The organism is Desulfobacterales bacterium, from assembly GCA_029211065.1.
Lineage (GTDB): Bacteria > Desulfobacterota > Desulfobacteria > Desulfobacterales > JARGFK01 > JARGFK01.
In genome coordinates this window covers 20011-41642 of record JARGFK010000032.1, presented here as the reverse complement: position 1 = coordinate 41642, position 21632 = coordinate 20011, and the positions used below count along the sequence as shown (strand labels likewise).

The 21632-nt window shown below is 51.5% G+C and carries 20 protein-coding genes and 1 tRNA gene; 14 read left to right on the top strand and 7 right to left on the bottom strand.

Features of this window, described 5'->3' with window-relative positions; all coding sequences use genetic code 11:
* Window positions 1-865 (top strand): sodium/proton-translocating pyrophosphatase (locus tag P1P89_09245; protein MDF1591684.1); only part of this gene is annotated, 865 nt, incomplete at its 5' end.
* Between the two features lie 340 nt (window positions 866-1205).
* A complete protein-coding gene (locus P1P89_09240; protein ID MDF1591683.1) occupies window positions 1206-2375 on the top strand; it encodes a pyridoxal phosphate-dependent aminotransferase in 1170 nt (389 codons plus the stop codon).
* 225 nt (window positions 2376-2600) lie between these two features.
* Here P1P89_09240 and P1P89_09235 read toward each other — a convergent pair whose 3' ends face one another.
* From P1P89_09235 to P1P89_09210, 6 genes are all read right to left on the bottom strand, one after another.
* The gene (locus P1P89_09235) at window positions 2601-3002 is read right to left on the bottom strand and encodes a transcriptional repressor (protein ID MDF1591682.1); all 402 of its coding nucleotides are present in this window, start codon (window positions 3000-3002) and stop codon (window positions 2601-2603) included.
* A 256-nt stretch (window positions 3003-3258) separates the two neighbouring features.
* Window positions 3259-4437, bottom strand: coding sequence for a citrate/2-methylcitrate synthase (locus tag P1P89_09230; protein ID MDF1591681.1), 1179 nt, complete (start codon window positions 4435-4437; stop codon window positions 3259-3261).
* Window positions 4438-4541: 104 nt separating this feature from the next.
* Window positions 4542-4874 (bottom strand): ferredoxin-thioredoxin reductase catalytic domain-containing protein, encoded by a 333-nt coding sequence (locus P1P89_09225; protein MDF1591680.1) that lies wholly within the window; start codon window positions 4872-4874, stop codon window positions 4542-4544.
* Window positions 4874-5128, bottom strand: coding sequence for a glutaredoxin family protein (locus P1P89_09220; protein ID MDF1591679.1), 255 nt, complete (start codon window positions 5126-5128; stop codon window positions 4874-4876). Before P1P89_09220 ends, P1P89_09225 begins: the two co-directional genes overlap by 1 nt.
* 193 nt (window positions 5129-5321) lie before the next feature.
* On the bottom strand, window positions 5322-6308 hold the full coding sequence (gene arsS / locus P1P89_09215; GenBank protein ID MDF1591678.1) for an arsenosugar biosynthesis radical SAM protein ArsS: 987 nt from the start codon (window positions 6306-6308) through the stop codon (window positions 5322-5324).
* 44 nt (window positions 6309-6352) lie between these two features.
* Window positions 6353-6670: an arsenosugar biosynthesis-associated peroxidase-like protein gene (locus P1P89_09210; GenBank protein ID MDF1591677.1), complete on the bottom strand. Its 318-nt coding sequence runs from the start codon at window positions 6668-6670 to the stop codon at window positions 6353-6355.
* 549 nt (window positions 6671-7219) lie between these two features.
* Between P1P89_09210 and cooS the strand changes: the two genes are divergently transcribed.
* Entirely contained in the window at window positions 7220-9193 is a 1974-nt protein-coding gene (cooS, locus tag P1P89_09205) for an anaerobic carbon-monoxide dehydrogenase catalytic subunit (protein MDF1591676.1), read from the top strand.
* 272 nt (window positions 9194-9465) lie between these two features.
* Here cooS and sfsA read toward each other — a convergent pair whose 3' ends face one another.
* A complete protein-coding gene (sfsA, locus tag P1P89_09200; GenBank protein ID MDF1591675.1) occupies window positions 9466-10197 on the bottom strand; it encodes a DNA/RNA nuclease SfsA in 732 nt (243 codons plus the stop codon).
* 514 nt (window positions 10198-10711) lie between these two features.
* Here sfsA and serA point away from each other — a divergent pair.
* From serA to ptsP, 11 genes are all read left to right on the top strand, one after another.
* Window positions 10712-12292, top strand: a complete 1581-nt coding sequence (gene serA, locus P1P89_09195) for a phosphoglycerate dehydrogenase (GenBank protein MDF1591674.1) — start codon at window positions 10712-10714, stop codon at window positions 12290-12292.
* A gap of 439 nt (window positions 12293-12731) precedes the next feature.
* Window positions 12732-13034, top strand: coding sequence for a DUF1844 domain-containing protein (locus P1P89_09190; protein ID MDF1591673.1), 303 nt, complete (start codon window positions 12732-12734; stop codon window positions 13032-13034).
* 60 nt (window positions 13035-13094) lie between these two features.
* A complete protein-coding gene (locus P1P89_09185; GenBank protein MDF1591672.1) occupies window positions 13095-14552 on the top strand; it encodes a DegQ family serine endoprotease in 1458 nt (485 codons plus the stop codon).
* Window positions 14549-15388, top strand: a complete 840-nt coding sequence (gene ispE / locus P1P89_09180) for a 4-(cytidine 5'-diphospho)-2-C-methyl-D-erythritol kinase (protein ID MDF1591671.1) — start codon at window positions 14549-14551, stop codon at window positions 15386-15388. The genes P1P89_09185 and ispE overlap by 4 nt, the downstream gene beginning before the upstream one ends.
* Window positions 15389-15430: 42 nt before the next feature.
* Window positions 15431-15505: transfer RNA gene (locus tag P1P89_09175), tRNA-Gln, on the top strand.
* Window positions 15506-15539: 34 nt separating this feature from the next.
* The gene (locus P1P89_09170) at window positions 15540-16478 is read left to right on the top strand and encodes a ribose-phosphate pyrophosphokinase (GenBank protein ID MDF1591670.1); all 939 of its coding nucleotides are present in this window, start codon (window positions 15540-15542) and stop codon (window positions 16476-16478) included.
* A gap of 30 nt (window positions 16479-16508) precedes the next feature.
* Window positions 16509-17171 carry a 50S ribosomal protein L25 gene (locus P1P89_09165; GenBank protein ID MDF1591669.1) on the top strand — a complete coding sequence of 221 codons (663 nt, stop codon included), beginning with the start codon at window positions 16509-16511 and terminating at the stop codon, window positions 17169-17171.
* 161 nt (window positions 17172-17332) lie between these two features.
* The gene (gene pth, locus P1P89_09160; protein ID MDF1591668.1) at window positions 17333-17920 is read left to right on the top strand and encodes an aminoacyl-tRNA hydrolase; all 588 of its coding nucleotides are present in this window, start codon (window positions 17333-17335) and stop codon (window positions 17918-17920) included.
* A gap of 213 nt (window positions 17921-18133) precedes the next feature.
* Window positions 18134-18679, top strand: coding sequence for a CarD family transcriptional regulator (locus P1P89_09155; protein MDF1591667.1), 546 nt, complete (start codon window positions 18134-18136; stop codon window positions 18677-18679).
* A gap of 10 nt (window positions 18680-18689) precedes the next feature.
* Window positions 18690-19661, top strand: coding sequence for an RluA family pseudouridine synthase (locus P1P89_09150; GenBank protein ID MDF1591666.1), 972 nt, complete (start codon window positions 18690-18692; stop codon window positions 19659-19661).
* Between the two features lie 167 nt (window positions 19662-19828).
* On the top strand, window positions 19829-21475 hold the full coding sequence (gene ptsP / locus P1P89_09145; GenBank protein ID MDF1591665.1) for a phosphoenolpyruvate--protein phosphotransferase: 1647 nt from the start codon (window positions 19829-19831) through the stop codon (window positions 21473-21475).
* Window positions 21476-21632: the final 157 nt, after the last annotated feature.

The window sequence follows — 21632 nt, the reverse complement described above, 5'->3', positions numbered from 1 at the left end:
TGGATTTTCCGGCGACGCTTCGGGCGGTCTGTTTGCCATCGCGCTTTCCGCGGTTTCGATGCTGTCCATGACCGGAATCGTCGTTGCCATTGACTCCTATGGCCCGATTACGGACAATGCCGGCGGCATTGCCGAAATGGCGGGACTGCCGGATGAGATCCGCAACATCACCGATCCGCTGGATGCAGTGGGAAACACCACCAAGGCGGTTACCAAGGGGTATGCCATCGGTTCGGCCGGGCTTGCCGCGCTGGTTCTTTTTGCGGAGTATTCGCGATCATTTTCAGTTGAACTCAAGTTCGACCTTTCGAACCCGATGGTCCTGGCCGGTCTTTTCATCGGCGGACTCTTGCCCTACTACTTCGGTTCGCTCCTCATGGAGGCCGTGGGCAAGGCTGCCGGCAGCGTTGTTGAAGAGGTGCGGCGGCAGTTCAGAGAGATTCCCGGCATCATGGAATACAAGGCAAAACCGGAATACGGCAAATGCGTTGACATTGTCACCAAAGGCGCCATCAAGCAGATGATGGTCCCGGCCCTTATCCCGGTGGTGGTTCCGATAGTTGTCGGCCTGACCCTCGGCCGGGAAGCCCTGGGAGGGGTTCTGATCGGAAGCATTCTGACCGGGCTTTTCCAGGCCATTGCCATGACCAGCGGCGGCGGCGCATGGGACAACGCTAAGAAGTCCTTTGAAGACGGCGTGACCGACGATAACGGCGTCGTTCACAAGAAGGGGAGTGACGGGCACAAGGCTTCCGTCACCGGCGACACCGTCGGCGACCCCTACAAGGATACCGCCGGCCCGGCCATCAACCCGATGATCAAGGTCATCAATATTGTGGCCCTGTTGATTGTTCCGATGCTGTAAAAGCAGTTATAGGCTGTTTCCCTATCGTTTTGGGGTAGGGGCGGCAATGAATAAGAGCCCGGTGCGGGATAGTGACGTGCCGGGCTCTTTTTTTGTAGCAAAAACTATTAATTTAGGTGCAGGGCGGAGAAGGAAGGGTTCGAGAGCTGGGAGGATGGGAGAGGGACGAAAGACGAGGGACGAAAACCCATGGATGAGGGACGATGGACGATGGACGATGGACGATGGACGATGGACGAAAGACGAGGGGCGAGGGACGAGGAGACAGGGGGAAAGGGTTGACGAAGAAAAAGGGCTGTTGTAGGTTACGATATTTATTTGCGATACGAAAGGACGGTTTATGAAGCTTGCCGAGAGGATGCATCGCCTGAAAAAGGAAAGCGCGTTTGTGGTATTTGCCAAGGCTACCGAACTTGAGGGCCAGGGCCGGGACATCGTCCACCTTGAGATCGGCGACACGGATTTCAACACGCCCCCGGACATCATTGAAGAGGCTTATGGGCGGATGAAAAAAGGGCATACCCACTACTGTGCTTCCGCAGGCATCCCGGAACTGCGCGAAGCCTGCAGTCAATGGCTGAGGCGCAGCCGCCGGGGGGATTACAGCGCCCGGGAGATTGTGGTGGGACCGGGGGGAAAGTCGTTTCTCTATTATGTCATCATGACCCTGGCCGGACCCGGGGACGAGGTGATTTATCCGGACCCGGGCTTTCCGGTGTACGAGTCGGTGACGCGCTATGCCGGGGCAACGCCCGTGCCCCTTCCCATGCTGGAGGAAAACGATTTCCGGTTCACGGCCGAAGATCTGGCCGGCCGCGTGACGGATCGCACCCGCCTCATTATTCTGAATTACCCCCACAACCCCACCGGCGGCACCCTGACCCGGCCGGAGCTTGACGCCATTGCGGATATCGCCGTTAAAAGGGACATCGTGGTCTTGTCCGACGAGGTGTACGCCCACATGCTGTTTGACGGTGAGCAAATCTCCATGGGCACCCTGCCGGGGATGCGGGACCGCACCATCCTGCTGGAATCTTTTTCAAAGACCTATGCCATGACGGGCTGGCGCATGGGGTTTGTGGCCGCCCCGGCCTGGCTGGCCGAACCGCTGACCCAGCTCATCACCAACTCGGCCAGCTGCGTTCCGCCCTTTGTGCAGTATGCCGGCGCAAAAGCACTGCTGGGCGACCAGGCCGAAAGCCGGGCCATGATGGCGGACTTCAAAAAGCGGCGGGATATGTTTATAGCGGGTCTCAACAAGATTCCGGGGATTTCCTGCAAACTGCCGGCCGGGGCTTTTTACGCATTCCCGAACGTCAGCCGGCTTCCAATGGGGGCAGAGGCCTTTGCCGACTACCTGCTGGCGCATGCGGGCGTGGCCACGCTGCCCGGATCGGCTTTTGGCGTTCATGCCGACAATCATCTGCGCATGTGCTTTGCCACCAGCATGGAGAACCTGAAAAAAGCCATTGAGCGGATCGGGCAGGCGGTGGATGAGATCGGAAGATAAGTTGAGACCTATGCAAAATGCCCCCTTTTGCTCAATTTCAGCGTCAGGCTCAAATTCAAATCCTCGAAATACTCCAGGTATTCCTGTGGTTTAAATTTTCGCCTTCCTTGAATTTGAAAAAAATTGAACATTTTTCATAGGTCTCAAGGCTTCAGAGTGAAAATCCTATTTTTGAGATGGCCTCTAGAAGAATCTTGCGATGGGGTTGTTTAAAGCAGTGCTCGATTAAACGCTTTTCTTGGAACATTTCCGGCACAGCCCTACAAATTCAAGCCGGTGTCCGGTGATTTGATAATCGGTGTACCCGTCCAGGGCATCTTCGACCTGTTTCAAGGGGTCGATGTGGACATCGTCTATCCGGGCGCAGCGGGCGCAGCGGATGTGGTAATGGTTGTGGGTGTTGCCGTCGAACCGTTTCATACCGCCGCCGATCTCAACATGCTGGATCTCACCCAGCCGGGTGAGAATTTCCAGGTTCCGGTACACCGTACCGAGACTGATGCGCGGCAGCCGTCTTTTCACCTTTTCATATAATTCATCAGCGCTGGGGTGGGTCTTTACTTTTCGGAGCTCCTCCAAAATTACCTGGCGCTGGCGGGTCATCCGAAGGTTCTGGGTTTCTAACATATCGGGTCTTTTTAAGGGTCTTCCTTTTATAGCGGTTGTCAAAAAAACGTTCCGTTATCCCACTGTTTTTTTCTATAACCGCTTATACCGCCATTCATTGTTTCGGAACCTTATTATGGAAAGCGGTATAAGATTAGGAACAATATCCGTTTTTTGTTGTGTGACTAAGTCGAAACAGGATCCCTGTCAAGGGTTATTTGTAATCCGTTCCCTCAAATGCCATGGGAAAAGGGGGCTTCGCTCAGCTCGCGCCTGTTTATCGTTGCTCAAGGGGCACAAACTTACACTCTTCCGGACCGCAGTAATCTCCCACGTACTGGGATTCCGGCCGGTATAAGACAGGTTTGGGGGCGGCATCGGCAAACTGCTCCTCCAGGACATGTGCGGTCCAGCCGGCTATTCTGGAAATGGCAAATACCGGTGAAAACAGATCGATGGGGATCCCCATGCTGAAAAACAACGAGGCGCTGTAAAAATCCACGTTCGTGAAGATATCGATGCCCTTGTGTTTCTTAAAGGCCGCCTTGGCCTTTTTTTCAAGTTGGGTGGAAATTTCATACCACTGGGGCTGTCCGGTCTGTTCCCCCATTTTTTTGGACATGGGCGCCAGAATGAGGGCGCGGGGATCGTCCACCTTGTATACCGCGTGACCCAGGCCGAAAATGAGCCGGCCGGCTTCAAGCTCCTGCTGGATGTACGCTTCTATCTTATCAACGGACCCGATCTTTTGGAGCATCTGCATCACCCGGACATTGGCCCCGCCGTGCAGTTCACCGGAAAGGGAGCCCACCGCAGCAGACACAGCCGCGTACATGTGCGCCCGGGTCGACGCCACCTCCCGGGCCGCAAAGGTGGAGGCGTTAAATGTATGCTCGGCATGCAGGACCAGGCCCACATCAAAAAACCGGGCGGTTTCCTCATCCGGAACCTCACCGCTCAGCATATAAAGGAAATTGGCGGCGTGGTTCAGCTCAGGGGAGGGTTCCAGGGGTTCCTTGCCGTTGCGGATTCTGTCCCAGGCGGCAACCAGGGTGGGAAGCTTTGCGATCAGGCGGACGGCGACTCTTAAAGCGGCCGCCCGGGAGGGATCCGCTAAATCCGGATCATGATGCGCCAGCAGGGAGCCCCCGGCCTGGAGGATGTCCATGGATAGGGCGGACCTGGGCCTGGTTTTCAAAGCGGCGATCAATTCAGGAGAGACCGGACGTTCTGCTGAAAGGGTCTGATTGAATTTCTGGAGCTGATCTTTGTTCGGCAGTTTTTCGTATAACAGCAGGTAGGCGATTTCCTCAAAACCGGCGCTGACAGCCAGGTCCTTTACCAGATATCCGCGATAGACCAGTTTGCCGGTGTTGCCGTCAACGTCGCTGATTCTGGATGTGGCCACGGTAAAGCCCCGCAGCCCGGTGTTTAATATCGGACGACATTCTTCCATAGGGCACCTCATCTCAGATAAGAATATTCGTAAATTATAGTAACTGTCGAAATTTTCATCGTTTGATGTTTAAGATTCATTTCGACTACTCAACCTGAACACCCCTATAAAAACATTTTTTCAGGCGGTCTTCTTTCCGGCACGTATTCATGGGGGATTTTGCCTTCGTTCCATTCCTTTGAAACATAGAGACTGCAATAGCAGGTGCCGTATTCTTTAACATCCGGGGTTCGATATTCACAGGGGCAGATAATATCCCGGTCTTTTTCGCGGTCACCGGATGCCAGCCGGCAGGGGCAAACCATGAAACCATAGCGTTCTTTGTTGACCAGCAGGCCCTGGAGCAGTTCAAAGACCTTCTCCATGTCATTATTGAAAAAGAATCCCTTGGGTTCCTGGACCTTTTTCAACATTTCATACAGCTGTTGCGTATCCATTAGAGTCCCAGCGCCTCCTTGATTTCAGCTTCCTTGTATCCGACGATCACTTTGTCGCCGATAATGATGGTAGGGAAAGAGCAGCGGGGGTTAAAATTTTTGACATCCTGCAGGATGGCGGCCCGCTCTTCGCCCTGGAGCTTGTCGACATCGACAAACTCATATTTGATTTCACAGTCGCCTAAAAATTTCTTGGCCTCCCTGCAGTGGCCGCAGGTGCTTAGTGAATAGACCTTTACGGGTTTTTCAGCCATAACGGGTTCCTTTCATGATAAATATATTAATATTCACAACTTTTATGCGGATAACTTCAGGCTTTCATATTGGAAAAAGATAATACATTCCATCCTTGTATTCAAATAAAAGTTAAAATGATTTCATTTTGTTTACGATCTATCAGATTCAAGCAGCTCTCCAGACCCGACCTCAGGTCGCAATGGCGCCCCCTCAGGTAAAACCGGAGCCGGCCGTGCAGGTGTAGCAATGATATCCCGCAGCAATGGACCTGCCGGCGGGGATCGGCGGGGTCATTGCTGAAATGTGGGAGGGATGGTTTTCCAGGGGAAGCCCGGCCGCCTGGTTAAAATCACAATCATACAGGTACCCGTCCCATGAGACCGACAGCATGGTCCGGCACATGAGGCCGGGAACCGTGCAGGGGTTAAAGGCCGCTGCCAATTTGTTGATATACGCATCGAAATTGTTGGATTGAATCAGCCAGCGGCGGTATCGTCCCAAAGGCACATTGGCAAAGCTGAACAGATTGTTGAAAGCAATGCCATATTTTTGCGCGAGGACCGTGTGAAAGCGTTTTTCAAGTCCGGCCTGGGGCGGGGGTAAAAATGCCCCGGCCGGGTTTGACACCAGATTGAGTTCAAGCCCCGATTCCGGTTGTCCATAGCCCAGGCGGTTGAGCTTTTTAAGCGTAGCAATGCCGGAAAGAAAGGTCCCCCCGCCCCGGACGGTTTCGGACTGAACCTCATTTAAGGAGGGCAGCGAGGCGGTAATGATCACGGCGTTGTCTTTTAAAAGGGTCATCAGGGACGGTCCCTTCCGGGCAAGGGCCGTCAGGTTTGACCGCAAGATCATGCGGGGAGCGTGGGGCGTCAGGCGCTCGTTAAAATCATCAATTTGCGGGTGCATTTCAGGTGCGCCGCCGGTGATGTCGATGGTTTTAAAGTCGCCCGTGCGCGCCAAAGCAAAGACCTGATCCATCGTCCGGGCGGACATGATTTCGCTGCGACCGGCACCGGCTTCCAGATGGCAATGCCGGCAGGACTGGTTGCACAGCAGGCCGACGTTGATTTGAAGCGTAGAGACGGCGTCTTTGACCAGTTTGAGCCTATGCTTTAAAAGCGTCTGGTAAAAAGTCGGAATGCTGAGCCGCTCCTCCCTGGAAGTCGTCGGCTCGCGGTTGGCAAGTTCTGGGCGCATATGAACGTTTCCTACTATTACGGATATGTCACAAAGAAACTTTTTCAATAATATTTCGCATTTGAACCCCGTGGACCAGAGATGCCCCCCCCGCGGATGGCAACGGCCACATGGACCGCTTCGGTCATTTCTGCTGGATTCGAACCTTTTTCCAGGCAGGTCTGGGTGTAAGCGTCGATGCAGTAGGGGCACTGAACCGCGTGGGCAACGGCAAGGGCGATCAGGGCTTTTTCTCTTTCGGTCAGTTCGCCCTCGGAAAAAACGGCCTGGTAATAGTCAAAAAATTTTTTTGCCAGTTCAGGGGCATCTTTGCCGATTTGTTCAAACTTTGGAAGATCATCCGGGGTGTAGTATGTTTCCATCCTATCCTCTAAGATTTAGTGGATTTAAGATTAAGTTCGTAAGCGGTTGGATCTAATATGCATAATAACATAGCAAAGGGGTTCAGAATTGTAAAGACGCCCCATAAATTGGCAGGTATTTGTTGTCCGTCATTTTTTTACTGAAAAGAAACAGCACACGACTTGACAAAAGAATTCAGCAAGCTTAATATTATTAGGAATGATTATCAATAATAGATCGCTATTTCTGTTCTCAAAAGAAACTTATGTTTAGCTGAAACATCGTGTCTCCTCGGCAAATGAAACATATGACAGCGTGCATCTAAAATATATTGAGTGACATATAAATCTTTGTATTTTTTCTGCCTATGATAAACCGATTTTTCATGAAGCCGGGTACCAATCGGTTTGCCAGAATTGTTTACTTTGACACATGGTGGCATTCATTGTTACGTTATTGTTCATCATTATATCTCACCATCCAGATCGGTCTTTCGCCAAAACTTAGAGAATTTTATTAACTATTGATTAACCCATCATTACATAAACCTTTCCACGAAGGGAGGAAAAATGGAAAAAAAGACAACCATCTCCGATAAGAAGGAGATTGACCCAAAAGAACTGACAACATGCGAGTCCACGGCCCAGATGATAACGAAAGCCCGTATCGACGGGGTGTCGCTGGCCTTTGACCGGGCGGCCGATATGAAGGCCTGTCCCATCGGAAAGGATTCGGCCTGTTGTAAGCACTGCGCCATGGGGCCCTGCCGGCTGAATGCCAAAGACCCTTACGGCAAGGTAGGCGTCTGCGGCGCTACGATCGATACGATTATGGCCCGAAATTTCGCCCGCATGGTGGCGGCCGGGACCGCCTGCCACAACGATCACGGCATGGCCATGCTGGAGCTTTTCCGGGATGTGGTCAACGGCGACATCGATGACTATTCCATCAAAGATCCCATTAAGCTGGAAGAAGTCGCCGCTTCGGTGGGCATTAAAACCGAAGGTCGCGAGATCCTGGATATTGCCAAAGATCTGTATCATGAACTGGAGAAAACATATACCCAGGTGGAGGGTGAAATCCCCTTTGCCAAACGGGTTCCTCCGAAAACCCTGGAAACCTGGCGCAAGCACGGGGTTGTTCCCCGGGGGGCCATGCGGGAGATCATGGAAATGATGAACCGCACCCATATGGGGGTTGACCAGGATTACCGCAACATCATCAAACAGGCCAGCCGGACTGCGCTGGTGGATGGTTGGGGCGGATCCATGGTTGCAACTGAAATCGGCGACATTCTGTTCGGAACCCCCTCGCCGGTGAGCATCGAAGTCAATATGGGGGTCCTTAAGGAAGACCAGGTCAACATTATCGTTCACGGTCATGAACCCAATTTGTTTGAATCCATGATTGCCTCGGTAAATGAACCGACCCTGGTTGAGTCCGCCAAGCAGGCGGGCGCCAGAGGGATTAACCTGGTGGGGATGTGCTGTTCCGGACTTGAAATGCTCTCACGGCACGGGATACCGCATGCCGGAAATTTTTCTTCGACGGAATCGATACTGGTAACCGGTGCGGTTGATGCCATGGCAGTGGATATCCAGTGCATTCAGCAGGGGCTGGTCAAAGTTGCCGAGTGTTACGGAACTCAGCTTTTTACAACCAATCCGCGCTGTAAAATCGAAGGGGCCACCCATATCGAATTCCATGAGCGCAATCCCAAAGCCTGCACTGATGAAGTCGTCATCAAGGCCATTACGCGATTTAAAAATCGAAAAATCCCGGTGGTAATTCCGAAAAAAACAAGCCGCGGGGTCCACGGTTTTTCGCATGAATATATCAACTACATGCTGGGCGGCAGCTTCCGGGCGTCTTACGCGCCGCTGAACGACAACATCATCAACGGCCGGATCAGAGGTGTGGCCGGCGTGGTGGGCTGCACCAATCCCAGGGTCAAGCAGGACTGGGTGCATGTGGAACTGGTTAAGGAACTGATAAAAAACGACGTGCTGGTTGTTCAGACCGGATGCTCGCAGATCGCACTGGCCAAAGCCGGCATGACGACACCGGAGGCCGCTATATTGGCCGGCCCGGGACTGCGTGAGGTCTGCGAAACCGTCGGCATGCCGCCGGTTCTGGGGCTGGGGGCCTGTGTCGACAATACCCGCATCCTGATTGCCTGTTCGGAGATGGTGCGACAGGGCGGCCTGGGGGAAAGCATTGCCGATCTGCCGGTTGCCGGCGCTGCGCCTGAATACATGAGCGAAAAAGCCATTGCCATCGGGCAATATTTTGTGGCTTCCGGAGTTTTTACCGTCTTTGGCGTCACCTTCCCCATTGTTGAAGGCACCAAGTTTCATAAACACCTGTTTGAAGAACTTGAAACGATGGGCTTCGGCAAATGGGGCTTTACGCCGGATCCCCATGAGATGGCCCGGATGATGATTGCGCATATCGACAAAAAGCGAAAAGCCCTTGGCATCGACAAGGCCAGGGAACGCGTCCTTGTTGATATGGCAACCCGTCGGGAAATGGAAGCGGCCTAGCGGCACGTCGCATTTAAGCACGAATAACAGAAACGTTATGCACAACAAAGGGGCTCTTTATGAGCCCCTTTGTTTATTCAAGCAAAGAAAACTTGGCTCTTAGGGTAAGGTCATAATCAACTGGCTTTGCCTTGGATTTTCGAATTTTGGTCATGGGAAATTGTTTGATACTTGGAATTTGATGTTTGGAATTTCAGTGAGTGTATGCAATTCCAACTAAGCCAATCCCCTCTGGGGGTAAACAAAGCCTGTCCTTACGGGGCTGATTCCAACTATAATTGAAAGGGTATCTGTTTATTCAAAACGATCCGCTTTAAATCAATTTTTACGTCGTAGACCAGAATTTCCACCCCTTTATCGACGGCCTTTCGAAGTTCCCGGCCGTAGTCCGGATCGATCCGGTCCGCCGGTTTGAAAAGAGCGGCGTCCATTCGTTGAACTAAAAAGAACATGACACAGCGTGCGCCGGCGGCCTTTAATTTCCGCAACTCCCGTAAATGTTTCCGCCCCCTTGAGGTGATCGCGTCAGGGAAGCGGGCGATGCCTTCTTCAACGAGGGTGCAGTTTTTCACTTCCACATAGCACGCCTCCCCATTACCTTTCTTCAGCAGGAGATCCAGCCGGGAACCGTTTCCGATATTAACCTCGCGCGAGACCTCCGGGTACCCGCCAAGGGCATCGATCTTCCCTGTCAGAATGGACTGAAACACCAGCCGGTTGGGCACCAGCGTGTTCACTCCCACCAGCGAGGCGGGCATCTCGATGAGTTCCCAGGTGTATTTTAATTTGCGTTTGGGATTGTCGTGGCAGGACAGATAAACCGGTCTCTCCGGTTCGCAGCAGGCCAGCATCCTGCCGGAATTGGGGCAGTGTGCCGTTATTTCGGACCCATCTTTAAGGCGGACATCCGCCAGAAAACGTTTGTAGCGCCGGATAAGGGTGGCCGGAATCAGCCTGGGCCAGAAAATTTCTCCGGCAGGGGCTGTTTTAGAAGTTTTATTCATTTTTAATGCCTGTTCAAAATTATACGCAGGTATTTTCGGAGGCAAAAAAATCAACTGTATCAACTGGTCAAGGTTATGGATGTTTAGCATAAAACAGGTTGAAGCCGAAATCCTTTTTACAGGCTTTGTAACATTTGCTTTACCCTGCAGTTGCATAAAAACATGACAAGGTATAGAAAAAAAGATAATAACAAGGCATTTGAATACGTTTGTACTTGTTTCCTGAATAAGCCTTTGGTGAGACCTCAAGCAAACAAAGATTTTGTCATGTTTTTACCCGCAGGGAAAGCCGATTATACCCCATTTCCTTCGTTGCCAAGGGCTCACAGTAAAAGACTACGGTTTTGCCCTTGGACGCCTTGGAACTGGGGCATCCTCAGCTTTTGCAACAACAGGGTTTAGTCTTGACAAACGCATGAAACTGAATATGCTATTACGGTTGTAAACAAGGTAATATTTTTCGTTATAATCATAGGTTATTTTAAAATTGGTCTATGTGAATGGAGGTTGTTGAATGAAAGTCTTGGTCAGTGACAATCTGGGCGAAGCGGGTATTGAAATTTTAAGGGAAGAACCGGGAATTGAAGTTGAGGTTAAAACAGGGCTAACACCCGCAGAACTGAAAAGCATCATCGGCGGCTATGACGCCTTGGCTATTCGCAGCGCAACAAAGGTTACGGAAGACTTGTTGACGGCCGCGACCCGTTTAAAAGTAGTTGGGCGGGCGGGAATCGGTCTTGACAATGTTGATATTCCCGCCGCTACCAAGAGAGGGGTCGTGGTGATGAACACTCCCGGCGGTAATGTGATAACGACCGCTGAACATGCCATCGCCATGATGCTGTCCCTGACACGGAATGTCCCCCAGGCGACCGCGTCGCTGCGGCAGGGGCTGTGGAACAAGAAATATCTTCAGGGCAGGGAGATTTTTGATAAAACCCTTGGGGTGATCGGATTCGGAAAGATCGGCTCGATTGTGGCGGACAGGGCCAGGGGTTTAAAAATGAGGGTAATTGTTTGCGATCCCCATGTCACCCCCGACCTGATCGAAAAGGCAGGGTATGAGTGTGTGTCGCTGGAAGAATTATACCGCCGATCGGACTATATCACAATCCACGTACCCAAGCTGAAGGATACCGTGGGGTTGATCAATAAAAAAGCAATCGAGCAGATGAAGGACGGGGTTATGATCATCAACTGTGCCAGGGGCGGTATCGTTGATGAATGTGATTTGTACGATGCCGTCAAATCCGGAAAAGTCGCCGGCGCCGCTTTAGATGTGTTTGAAAAAGAGCCGCCGGGAAACTGCCCGTTGTTTGAGCTGGACAATGTTATCGGCACGCCGCACCTGGGGGCGGAGACACGCGAAGCCCAGGTCAATGTCGCCGTGGCCGTGGCCAACCAGATTGTCGATTTTTTAAAGAACGGCACCATCATCAATGCCGTTAATGTGCCGTCGGTTACCGGCGAACTAATGACAAAATTGGGGCCGTTTTTATCGCTGGGGGATCAGATCGGATCTTTGCAGGCCCAACTGATCAATGGACCAATACAAGAGGCTGCCATCGAATATGCCGGCGATTTTCAGGGCCTGGACCTGTCCCCGGTTACAACGGCTGTTTTAAAGGGACTCCTGACCCGGGTGGTCAAGGACGATGTGAACTTCGTGAACGCGAAGATCATCGCCAAAGAAAGGGGCATCAAGGTTACGGAGACATCCAGCGCCAAGTCCGAAGATTACATCAATCTGATTACCGCCAAGGTGGTTACCACTGAGATGACCAGTATGGTGTCCGGAACGATATTCGGCAAAAGCGATTCGCGGGTGGTTCGAATCAACACGTTCCGCCTGGAGATGGTGCCCAAGGGACATCTTGCACTGATTCACAACTATGACCGGCCGGGGTCCATCGGGGAAATCGGCACCACCCTCGGCAAACACAATATCAACATCGGACGCATGCAGGTGGGCCAGGAAGAAGAAGGGGATCGCAATATTATTTTTCTTTGCACGGACACCCCGATTCCGAAGGCTGTAGTGGCCGAGCTGCGGACGCTGCCGACAGTTAAAACCGTTACCCCCCTTGAGTTTTAAGCCGGAGTGCTTAATAGTTATATGGCGTCGTACCCCAAACTTAGGGCCTGTTTCTACCGGTCAAGAAATCAATCTTGATTCGGGTTGTCGGGCTGTAATGTTAAAATGTTGTTGACTATAAGTCATTTCAAAACCTCAGATCAGGTCTGAGAGCAAGGCGTCCCGCTTTTAAACGGGACAACGCAGCTATCAAAACTCAGATGGGATTTTGCAATGACTTCTAACGAATGTCCTTTGAACACCAGACAGGAGGATAGACATGTCAGAAGAAAAAAAAGAATTTGTCGTCAAAGACCGCAGAATTTTCGCCGGCGACGGTAAAGACCAAGAACAACAGAAAGCCGAAAAGGCGCCCGAGAAAGGCAAAGCCAAGGAACAGCCCGCCAAAAAAGCGCCGGATCCGGACAAGACCAAAGAACAGGCCGATCCAAAAGCAAAGATGGACACAACCGCTGCGGCAGCCGATTCCGGCAAGACATCTGAATCTGAAACCCAGCTGCCCGAAATTAATTTTGTAACCTTTGTCTTGTCCTTAAACGCGTCCGCCCTGGTTAATTTGGGATTGGTTGAGGATCCCTCTTCCAGTACAAATGTTAAAAATTTACCATTGGCAAAACAAACGATTGATATTCTGGGCATGCTGCAGGAAAAGACCCGGGGCAACTTAAATGCAGACGAGGAAAACCTCATAAAGCATGTGCTGTACGAGCTGCGGATGTTTTACGTCAAAGAAAAAAAGTAAATTTGTTCTATCAATTGATTCCGCCCAAACGGTTAACCCGGCAGGCGGAAAGGAGCTTCAATGAAATTTAAAACAAGTGCACCGCATTTCTGCGGATATTTTGTGTTTATCATATTTCTGGGCGCCGCCTTCTGTCTGTTGACGGCTTCGCCCCTAACCGCAGCCGCACCGTCCAAGCAGGGCGGGGACTTTTTGACGCCGTCAAGCTTCAGCGATATTTCCGAAAGGGTGAGTCCGGCTGTCGTCAACATCCGAACGGTTAAAACCGTTAAGGGCGGCGGGCGGGTTTTTCGTCATTTCATGCCGGGGCCTTTTGAAAAAGAAGATCCTTTCCAGGACTTTTTCAACAAGTTTTTCGGCGATGAGCAGCAGCGGGATTTCAAGCAGCGCAGCCTGGGGTCCGGATTTATTATCGATAAAGAAGGGTTTATTGTAACCAACAATCATGTGGTGGAGAACGCTGATAAAATCAAGGTTAAACTGAAAAACGGGGATGAGTTTGATGCCGAGATTGTGGGGCGGGATGCCAACACCGACCTTTCATTGATTAAAATCAAATCAAAAAACAACCTGCCGGTTGTGAAAATCGGAGATTCCGACGCCATCAAGGTGGGACAGTGGGTCGTTGCCATCGGCAGTCCTTTTGGTTTTGAACAGACCCTGACAGCGGGAATCGTCAGTGCCAAGGGGCGCGTCATCGGTTCCGGTCCTTATGACGACTTTATCCAGACCGATGCGTCCATCAATCCGGGCAACAGTGGCGGACCCCTCATTAACATGGCCGGTGAAGTGGTGGGGATCAATACCGCCATCATTGCCAGCGGACAGGGGATCGGGTTTGCCATACCCATCAACATGGCAAAAGGGATTATCGATCAACTAAAAACCAGCGGCGAGGTAACCCGAGGCTGGCTGGGGGTGGCCATACAGCCCCTCAGTCAGGAACTTGCTGATTACTACGGCATCAAAGACGGTAAGGGGGTGCTGGTGACGGAAGTCTTTAGCGGCGATCCTGCCGAGAAAGCCGGAGTCAAACCCAGAGATATCATCCTTGAGGTAAACAATAAAAGGGTTGAAGAAAGCAGAGACCTTACCCGGATGATCGCCAATACCGCCGTGGGCGAAACCGTGACGCTTAAAGTCTTGCGCGATGGTCAGGAAAAGATTTTCCGGGTTGAGATAGCAAAAAGGGATGAAGTTAAATTATCTTCCCGGCAGCCGGAGCGAAAAGATGAGGATACGATGGGCATCCGGGTGACGGACCTTACCGCAGAAGTCGCACGGCGGTTCAACCTGAAGGATCCGGAAGGTGTTATTGTTGTCGGTGTCGAAGCAGAAAGCAAAGGTGGTGAAGCCGGTATGCAGGTGGGCGATATCATTAAAGAGGTGAACCATCAGGCGGTTCAAACCGTAGCGGATTATACCCGTGAGATCGCCGCGGTTCAGCCCGGGGAATCCATCCAATTGTTTATAAGGCGCATGAACGCCGGATTTGTCGTTATTAAGCTGGTAAAATGAGATTGCTTTCACCGGCAAAAATCAACCTGTTTTTACATATCATCGGGAAACGGGCGGATGGTTATCATGACCTGGTGACGCTGATGTGCTGCGTGGGGGTGTATGATGCTATTTCCCTTGATTTCGAGGCCAAAGAAATCTCCGTGGTCTGTGCCCACCCATTGGTTCCCCAAGACCATACCAACCTGGCTTACCGTGCGGCAAAACTTTTTTTAGACCATCTCAACACAAAAGCGGGCGTCGGGATAACCATTGAAAAGCAGATTCCCATCGGTGCGGGTCTGGGAGGCGGCAGCAGCAACGCCGCAACGGTGATGCTGGGATTGAACCGTTTTTACGGACACCCGCTATCCCGGGAAACACTGATCAGGCTGGGGGTGGTCATTGGGGCCGATGTGCCCTTTTTTATTGATCAGAAACCGGCCATTGCAACAGGCGTGGGTGAAATACTGGTACCTTACAGCGGCCTTGAGCCGTATACGGTGATGGTGGTTTACCCGGGATTCAGCGTGTCGACGGCCGAGATGTTCAAAAATATTAATTTGAGATTGACAAAGGGGATAGAAAAAACTAAAATTTCATCTTTTAAAAATAAGGGGTTTGATATCCAGCGGCATCTATGCAATGATTTTGAGGAAATGGCTGAGGAAAAATATCCTGAAATCGCTGCAATAAAAAATGATCTTTTAAAACATGGCGCAATAGGCGCGCTGATGTCCGGGAGCGGGTCCGCCGTATACGGTCTTTTCCGGGACCGGGAAGGTGCTGCCAAGGCCCTCCCCGCCCTAAGCCGGCACCGAGGCCGGCAGGTTTTTGTCGGGGATGTCATTTTATAAAAATGGTCTCGGGCCGGCAACAAGTTGATCTGATTTTATATTTGGGGCGTCGTCAAGCGGTAAGACACAGGATTTTGGTTCCTGCATTCGGAGGTTCGAATCCTCCCGCCCCAGCCATGATACTTACAACCGGTGAATGGTGGTGATGCAAATGGGAGAATTTTCTGTTTTTACGGGCAACTCCAATCCGGCCTTTGCAAAGAAAATTTGTGAATATCTCAATATTGAGATCGGCGGCGCCAAGGTAAAAAGATTCAGCGACGGCGAGGTCCAAATAGAAATTGATGAAAATGTCCGGTCCAAGGATGTTTTTGTTGTCCAGGCGACCTGTGCACCGGTGAACGATAATCTGGTCGAACTGCTGCTGATGATCGACGCCTTTAAGCGTTCTTCGGCAAGCCGGATAACAGCCGTGATTCCCTACTATGGCTATTCCCGGCAGGACAAGAAGGTTGCCCCGCGGGTTCCCATCAGCGCAAAACTGGTTGCAGACCTGTTGACGGTTGCCGGCGCCGAACGAATTATCACCATGGATCTGCACGCCGGACAGATACAGGGCTTTTTTAATATTCCGGTGGACAACCTGTTTGCGGCCCCGGTTCTGATAAATTATATCAAGAACAACTTTCATCAGGACCTGGTGATTGTGTCGCCGGATGCCGGCGGGGTTGAACGGGCCCGGGCGTTTGCCAAACGTCTGAATGCGGGGCTTGCCATCATCGACAAACGCAGAGACGCCCCCAATAAGGCAAAAGCCATGGCGGTTATCGGGGATGTGGCCGGAAAAACCGTCGTCATTCTCGATGATATGGTGGACACGGCCGGCACCCTGACACAGGCTGCCGGCGCTCTTGCGGAAAAGGGCGCGGACGAAGTTCACGCCTGCTGCGCGCACCCTGTTCTGTCGGGACCGGCTGTTGATCGGATTACCGCATCAGAATTAAAAAGCATTGTCGTTGCGGACACGATTCCATTGGGGAAGGCAGCCGCCGACTGCGCTAAAATAAAAGTACTATCGGTTACGGAATTGTTTGGAGAGGCGATTATCCGCTGCTATCGGGGGGATTCGGTAACGTCTCTTTTCGTTTGAAATATTATTTATACAGGGAGGTTTTTTACTTTGGAACTAATTGATCTTAATACAAATATCAGAACAAGTCGGGGAAATAGCGCCGCAAGGGTTTTGCGGAGCAAGGGACAAGTCCCAGCGGTATTATACGGTCCGGGAACAGAACCGGTACTGCTGTCCGTGAGCACCCTCGCGCTGGAGCAGGTGTTGAAAAAAAGTACGGCCGGTGAGGTGTTGGTGAATTTGACGATCCAGGATGGTGATACCGCCAACCGTACCGCCATGATCCGTGAAATGCAGACCCATCCGGTTTCTCGGAAATTTCTGCATGTGGATTTTTATGAAATCGCCATGGATCGCAAGCTCAGGGTGGGTGTGCCCATCTTAACCAAAGGAAAGTCAAAAGGGGTCGAATTGGGCGGCATTCTGCAGATTGTCCGGCGTGAAATCGAACTGCTCTGCCTGCCCCTTGAGATACCGGATTCAATCGTACTGGATATTACCGACCTGGATATCGGTGATGCCATCCATGTTCAGGATATTCCCTTAAAAGAGGGTCTGGAGCTGCCGGATGATGTCAATTTTACGATATTGACCGTTGCCAGCCCGATGAAAGAAGAGGAACCGGAAGAAGAAGTTGAAGAAGGCGTTGAGCTTGAAGGCGAAGAAGCCGAGAAAGAAGAGTCTGAATCGGAAGATGCGGATAAGGAATAGTCTGCTTTTCCTGTCGGTGCGCCCTGCCGTGTTTAAATCTTTTGGTCTCATGTCGCGCCTTGCAAAATGGGTATGGGCATGACACCAGACCTTTGCACCGCCACTTTGTTGCCCAATTTCGGCGTTAGGCCGGATGTGATCATGCGCAACGGGACCTGAACATGCCTTCGAAAGAAATTCGTCTGGTTGTGGGCTTGGGGAACCCGGGTGACGCCTACCATGAAACCCGTCATAATGCCGGATTTTTGGTTTTGGACAAGCTTGCCGAATCGTTCTCTATTCCCCTGGATAGAAAAAAGTTTGATGTGGTTATGGGGCGCGGATTGATTGGAACCCGTGAGGTGATTTTGGCAAAACCCCAAGCCTACATGAACCGCAGCGGCCCCCCTGTTTTAAAGCTTGCCAACTATTTTAAAATATTATGTGAGGAAATGTTGATCGTTCATGACGACATTGACCTCTCTTTTGGCAGAATAAAAATTAAAGAAAACGGCGGCCATGGCGGACACAATGGTTTAAGATCCCTGATCGATGCGTTTGGCGGGGGGGATTTTGGGCGGATCAGGGTCGGCATCGGGCGTTCCGAAGCATTTACCGTTACGGATCACGTTCTGGGGAAGTTTAATGCTGCGGAAAATAGCGTCCTTGACCAGATCATCGGCAAGGCCCGGGATGCAATTGTCACTATCTTCGATAAAGGCATTAAGGAAGGGATGAACACGTTTAATAACAGGACAGTTATTACCTGAATTCAGGGATGACATGCCCGGGGTCGCCCGATTGATGCTTTTTGTTCCGGTCATGGTTGCAGGCACCGTCATGACGACCGTTAAAGGGGGTGACGCATTAGCGTCGATCCCTTTTTTTAATTGATTATCAGTTGCAATAATGATATAAATAAAAATTGTTAGTTAAAATTTTGTCAGCGGACGGTCAGGAAAAAAACTGATAAAGGTGTATATATGGCTGGAAAAGTGACACAACCGAAAGTTTTAAATTCAAAGCAGAAAGCCAAAGTGTTTCAAACCGGTGATCTCGCTGTTTATCCGGCACATGGCGTCGGCCGCATTGAATCGATTGAAAGCAGGGTTGTCAACGGCGAAAAACACAATTTCTATATCATGAAGGTTCTTGAAAACGGCATGGTTATTATGATTCCCACCAGCAACGTGGAATCGGTGGGCCTCCGGGACGTTATCGGCAAGAAAGAAGTCAGTAAAGTTTACGAAGTAATGAAAAAGAGAGAAGACGGAACCGGTGAGAACCAGACTTGGAACCGCAGGTACAGAGAGTACATGGACAAAATCAAAACCGGTTCACCCTATGAAGTCGCCGAAGTCTTCAGGGATCTTTATCTGCTGAAGCTGACAAAAGACCTTTCTTTCGGCGAGCGCAAACTCTACGACACCGCCCAGGGCCTGCTGGTCAGGGAACTGTCCACCGCCAAAAATACGGACGAGGATACCATTCTTACTGAAATCAACTCATTATTTGCCTCCGACAAATAACGTTTCCCAAATGATAACCGATTGCGGTGCTTTTACCATTGTTGTCGACGCGATCGATGCCGGTAAGCGCCTGGATGTTCTGATTGCCGCCCGCCTTTCCCATCACTCCCGTTCCTTCATCGCCCATCTGATAGCCGACGGCCGGATACAGGTTCAGGGAAGAATAATGAAACCGGGTTACCGGGCTAAAAGCGGTGATCGGGTTGAAGGCATTATCCCGCCGCCGGAACCGCCGACGTTCAGCCCGGAACCCATTCCCATCGATATCCTCTTTGAAGATGAAGCGCTGATTGTCATCAACAAACAGCCGGGCCTGGTGGTTCACCCCTCGCCGGGACATGGCAGCGGCACCCTGGTCAATGCCCTTTTATATCATTGCCCGACCCTTGGCAGCATCGGCGGAAAAATCCGGCCGGGCATCGTCCATCGGTTGGACAAGGACACTTCCGGCGTCCTGGTGGTTGCCAAGAACGATGCGGCCCATCATGATCTCGCCGGACAATTCAAATCCCGGAAAGTTCAAAAGCATTATCTGGCGCTGGTTCATGGTCCGGTTAAGGCGGACAGTGGAACAATGGCCTTTTCCATCGGCCGGCACCCGGTTGACCGGAAAAAAATGTCCACCCGCAGCCGCAAGGCCCGGGGCGCCGAAACCCGCTGGAAGGTCAAAGAACGCTTTGACGGCGCGACCCTGCTGGACCTTGATTTAAAAACCGGACGCACCCATCAGATCCGGGTTCATTGCGCCGCCATCGGGCACCCGGTTGTCGGCGACGCTGTTTACGGCGGCGGCCGGCGCCTGGAGTTGTCCGGAAAAGGTAAAAGTGCTTTAAAGGCCGCCCGGCAAATGCTGCATGCCCAATGCCTTCAATTTACCCATCCGGCAGATGATAGGCCGATGTCATTTGAGGCCCCGCTGCCGGCCGATATGGCCGAGTTAATTGAGGCTCTCCGGAATCAGGTGAAACAAAATTTTACTTGAAACTTCCCTGCAGGAACTCGACTTGAGTTGTTCGGCCCTGAGTCATTGAACCTGAGGCTCATGACCGAAGGGCGCACAGCCGAAAGGTTCGCCGACAAGTTTTGTTGCAGGAAGATTTATTCTATGTTTTTCTACAATCTCGTTGGGACACCGAGGGAATTCAACTGATGAATACTGAGTCGAGAAAAGACAAGATGTTTACGCTGATTGGGAAAGGAGTCTCACCGGGACTGGCTAAAGGGAGGGCATTCGTCTATATAGACGTGCTTCAGCGAGACTCAGAACTCTATATAATAGACCGCGCCCAGATCGGTGAAGAGAAGGCCAGAATTGATAAGGCAATCAACGATGTACGGCAGAGCCTGGCTATTGATGCGAAGCAGATTGAGCGTAAGGTGGGCAAGCATTCGGCAGACATATTCCTCGCACAAAAGGCTATCCTGCTTGATTCCTCTGTTGTCATGGAATTAAAAAAAACATTGGAAGAGAAGCTAATCAATGCCGAGCAGGTGGTCAGAACGGTGTTCAGGCTCTTGGCCCGCAGATTCAGAGACATGAACAGTGAAATTCTACGGGAGCGAGGAGACGACATAGACGATTTGTCCCGAAGATTATTGTTGTCATTGGCCGGAATTCACGCACACAGCCTCGAGAACCTGCCTGCGAACACGGTGCTCGTCGCGCGTCGGTTGCTCCCTTCGGACACGGTGTTTCTCTCGCGTTCGTCCACTGTCGCTGTTCTTGCAGAGTTTGCCGGCCATGCAGCGCATGCGGCCCTTCTCGCTCGGGAACTCGACATCCCCTGTGTGGGCGGGATTCCCGAATTATTAGAAACTGTCCACACGGGAGACGTTGTGCTTTTGAATGGGGCCGAGGGAACGGCGGTGATCAACCCGGACGCACACGCCCTGCAAAGATACGAAATATCTCTTGACGAAGTGCGAAAACGCAAGGAAACGATGGCACAGGTCAGCCCCTTCGGAAGCACTGTTACCTTGGACGGTATTGAGGTCTCTGTCATGGCCAACGTCCGCAGCCGCGAAGATGTGGCGCTTGCGATGGAAGGCAGCGCTGACGGGATCGGATTGTTTCGTACAGAGCCTTTCTTTCTGTCAGCCAAGCACTTTCCCTCAGACAAAGAATTTGCTGAGTTTCTTCTTGACAGCCTCTACCCGGCACGAGGAATGCATATCGACGTTCGTCTTCTCGACATTGGCGCCGACAAGAATCCGATCTATCTCCATCTGCCACCGGAACCCGATCCCTTTCTGGGACGGCGTGGCGTGCGCGTGCTGCGTGAGTATCCCGACCTGTTGGAGGCGCTGCTGCGGGCTATGCTGGAAGTGTCTCAGCAATTTGGCATTGGGATTCTGATACCGATGGTAACCACGGAGAGCGATGTGGTTCAGGTCGCGGAGCGGTTTCATCAGTTGGCCGCTGAAATGGGCATTTGCGATTTGCCACGTATCGGTGCGATGATCGAGACCCCGGCAGCGGCATTGTCAATCCCTTCCCTGAAGAAACATGTGGACTTTTTAAGCATCGGCTCTAATGACCTTACGCAATACACCATGGCCGCCGGGCGAGAGAACCCCCTGGTCACCGAGTATTTCATTGACGACCACCCGACTATCCTGCGGCTCATCGAGATGGTGGTCAGGGAAGCCGGTGACACTCCCGTGTCGCTTTGTGGGGAGCTTGCGGGCCGTATCGATGTTCTCCCCAGGTTGCTGAAAACCGGGATCAGGTCTTTGAGCGTGGCCGCTGCATTGGTTCCGGAAGTGAAAAATGCCATAAGGAATTCAAGCACTTGACGACCTTCCTTCCCGGGCCGTCACGGGCAAAGGACCTAACCTATTTTAAACTATCCTTTTTGGGTTTTTTATACCTCAAAAAATAAAAAAGAGAAATGTTGTGATATTTGATTTTTCAGTTAGATATGGTAATAAATGGATTAAACTGAAACTTAAA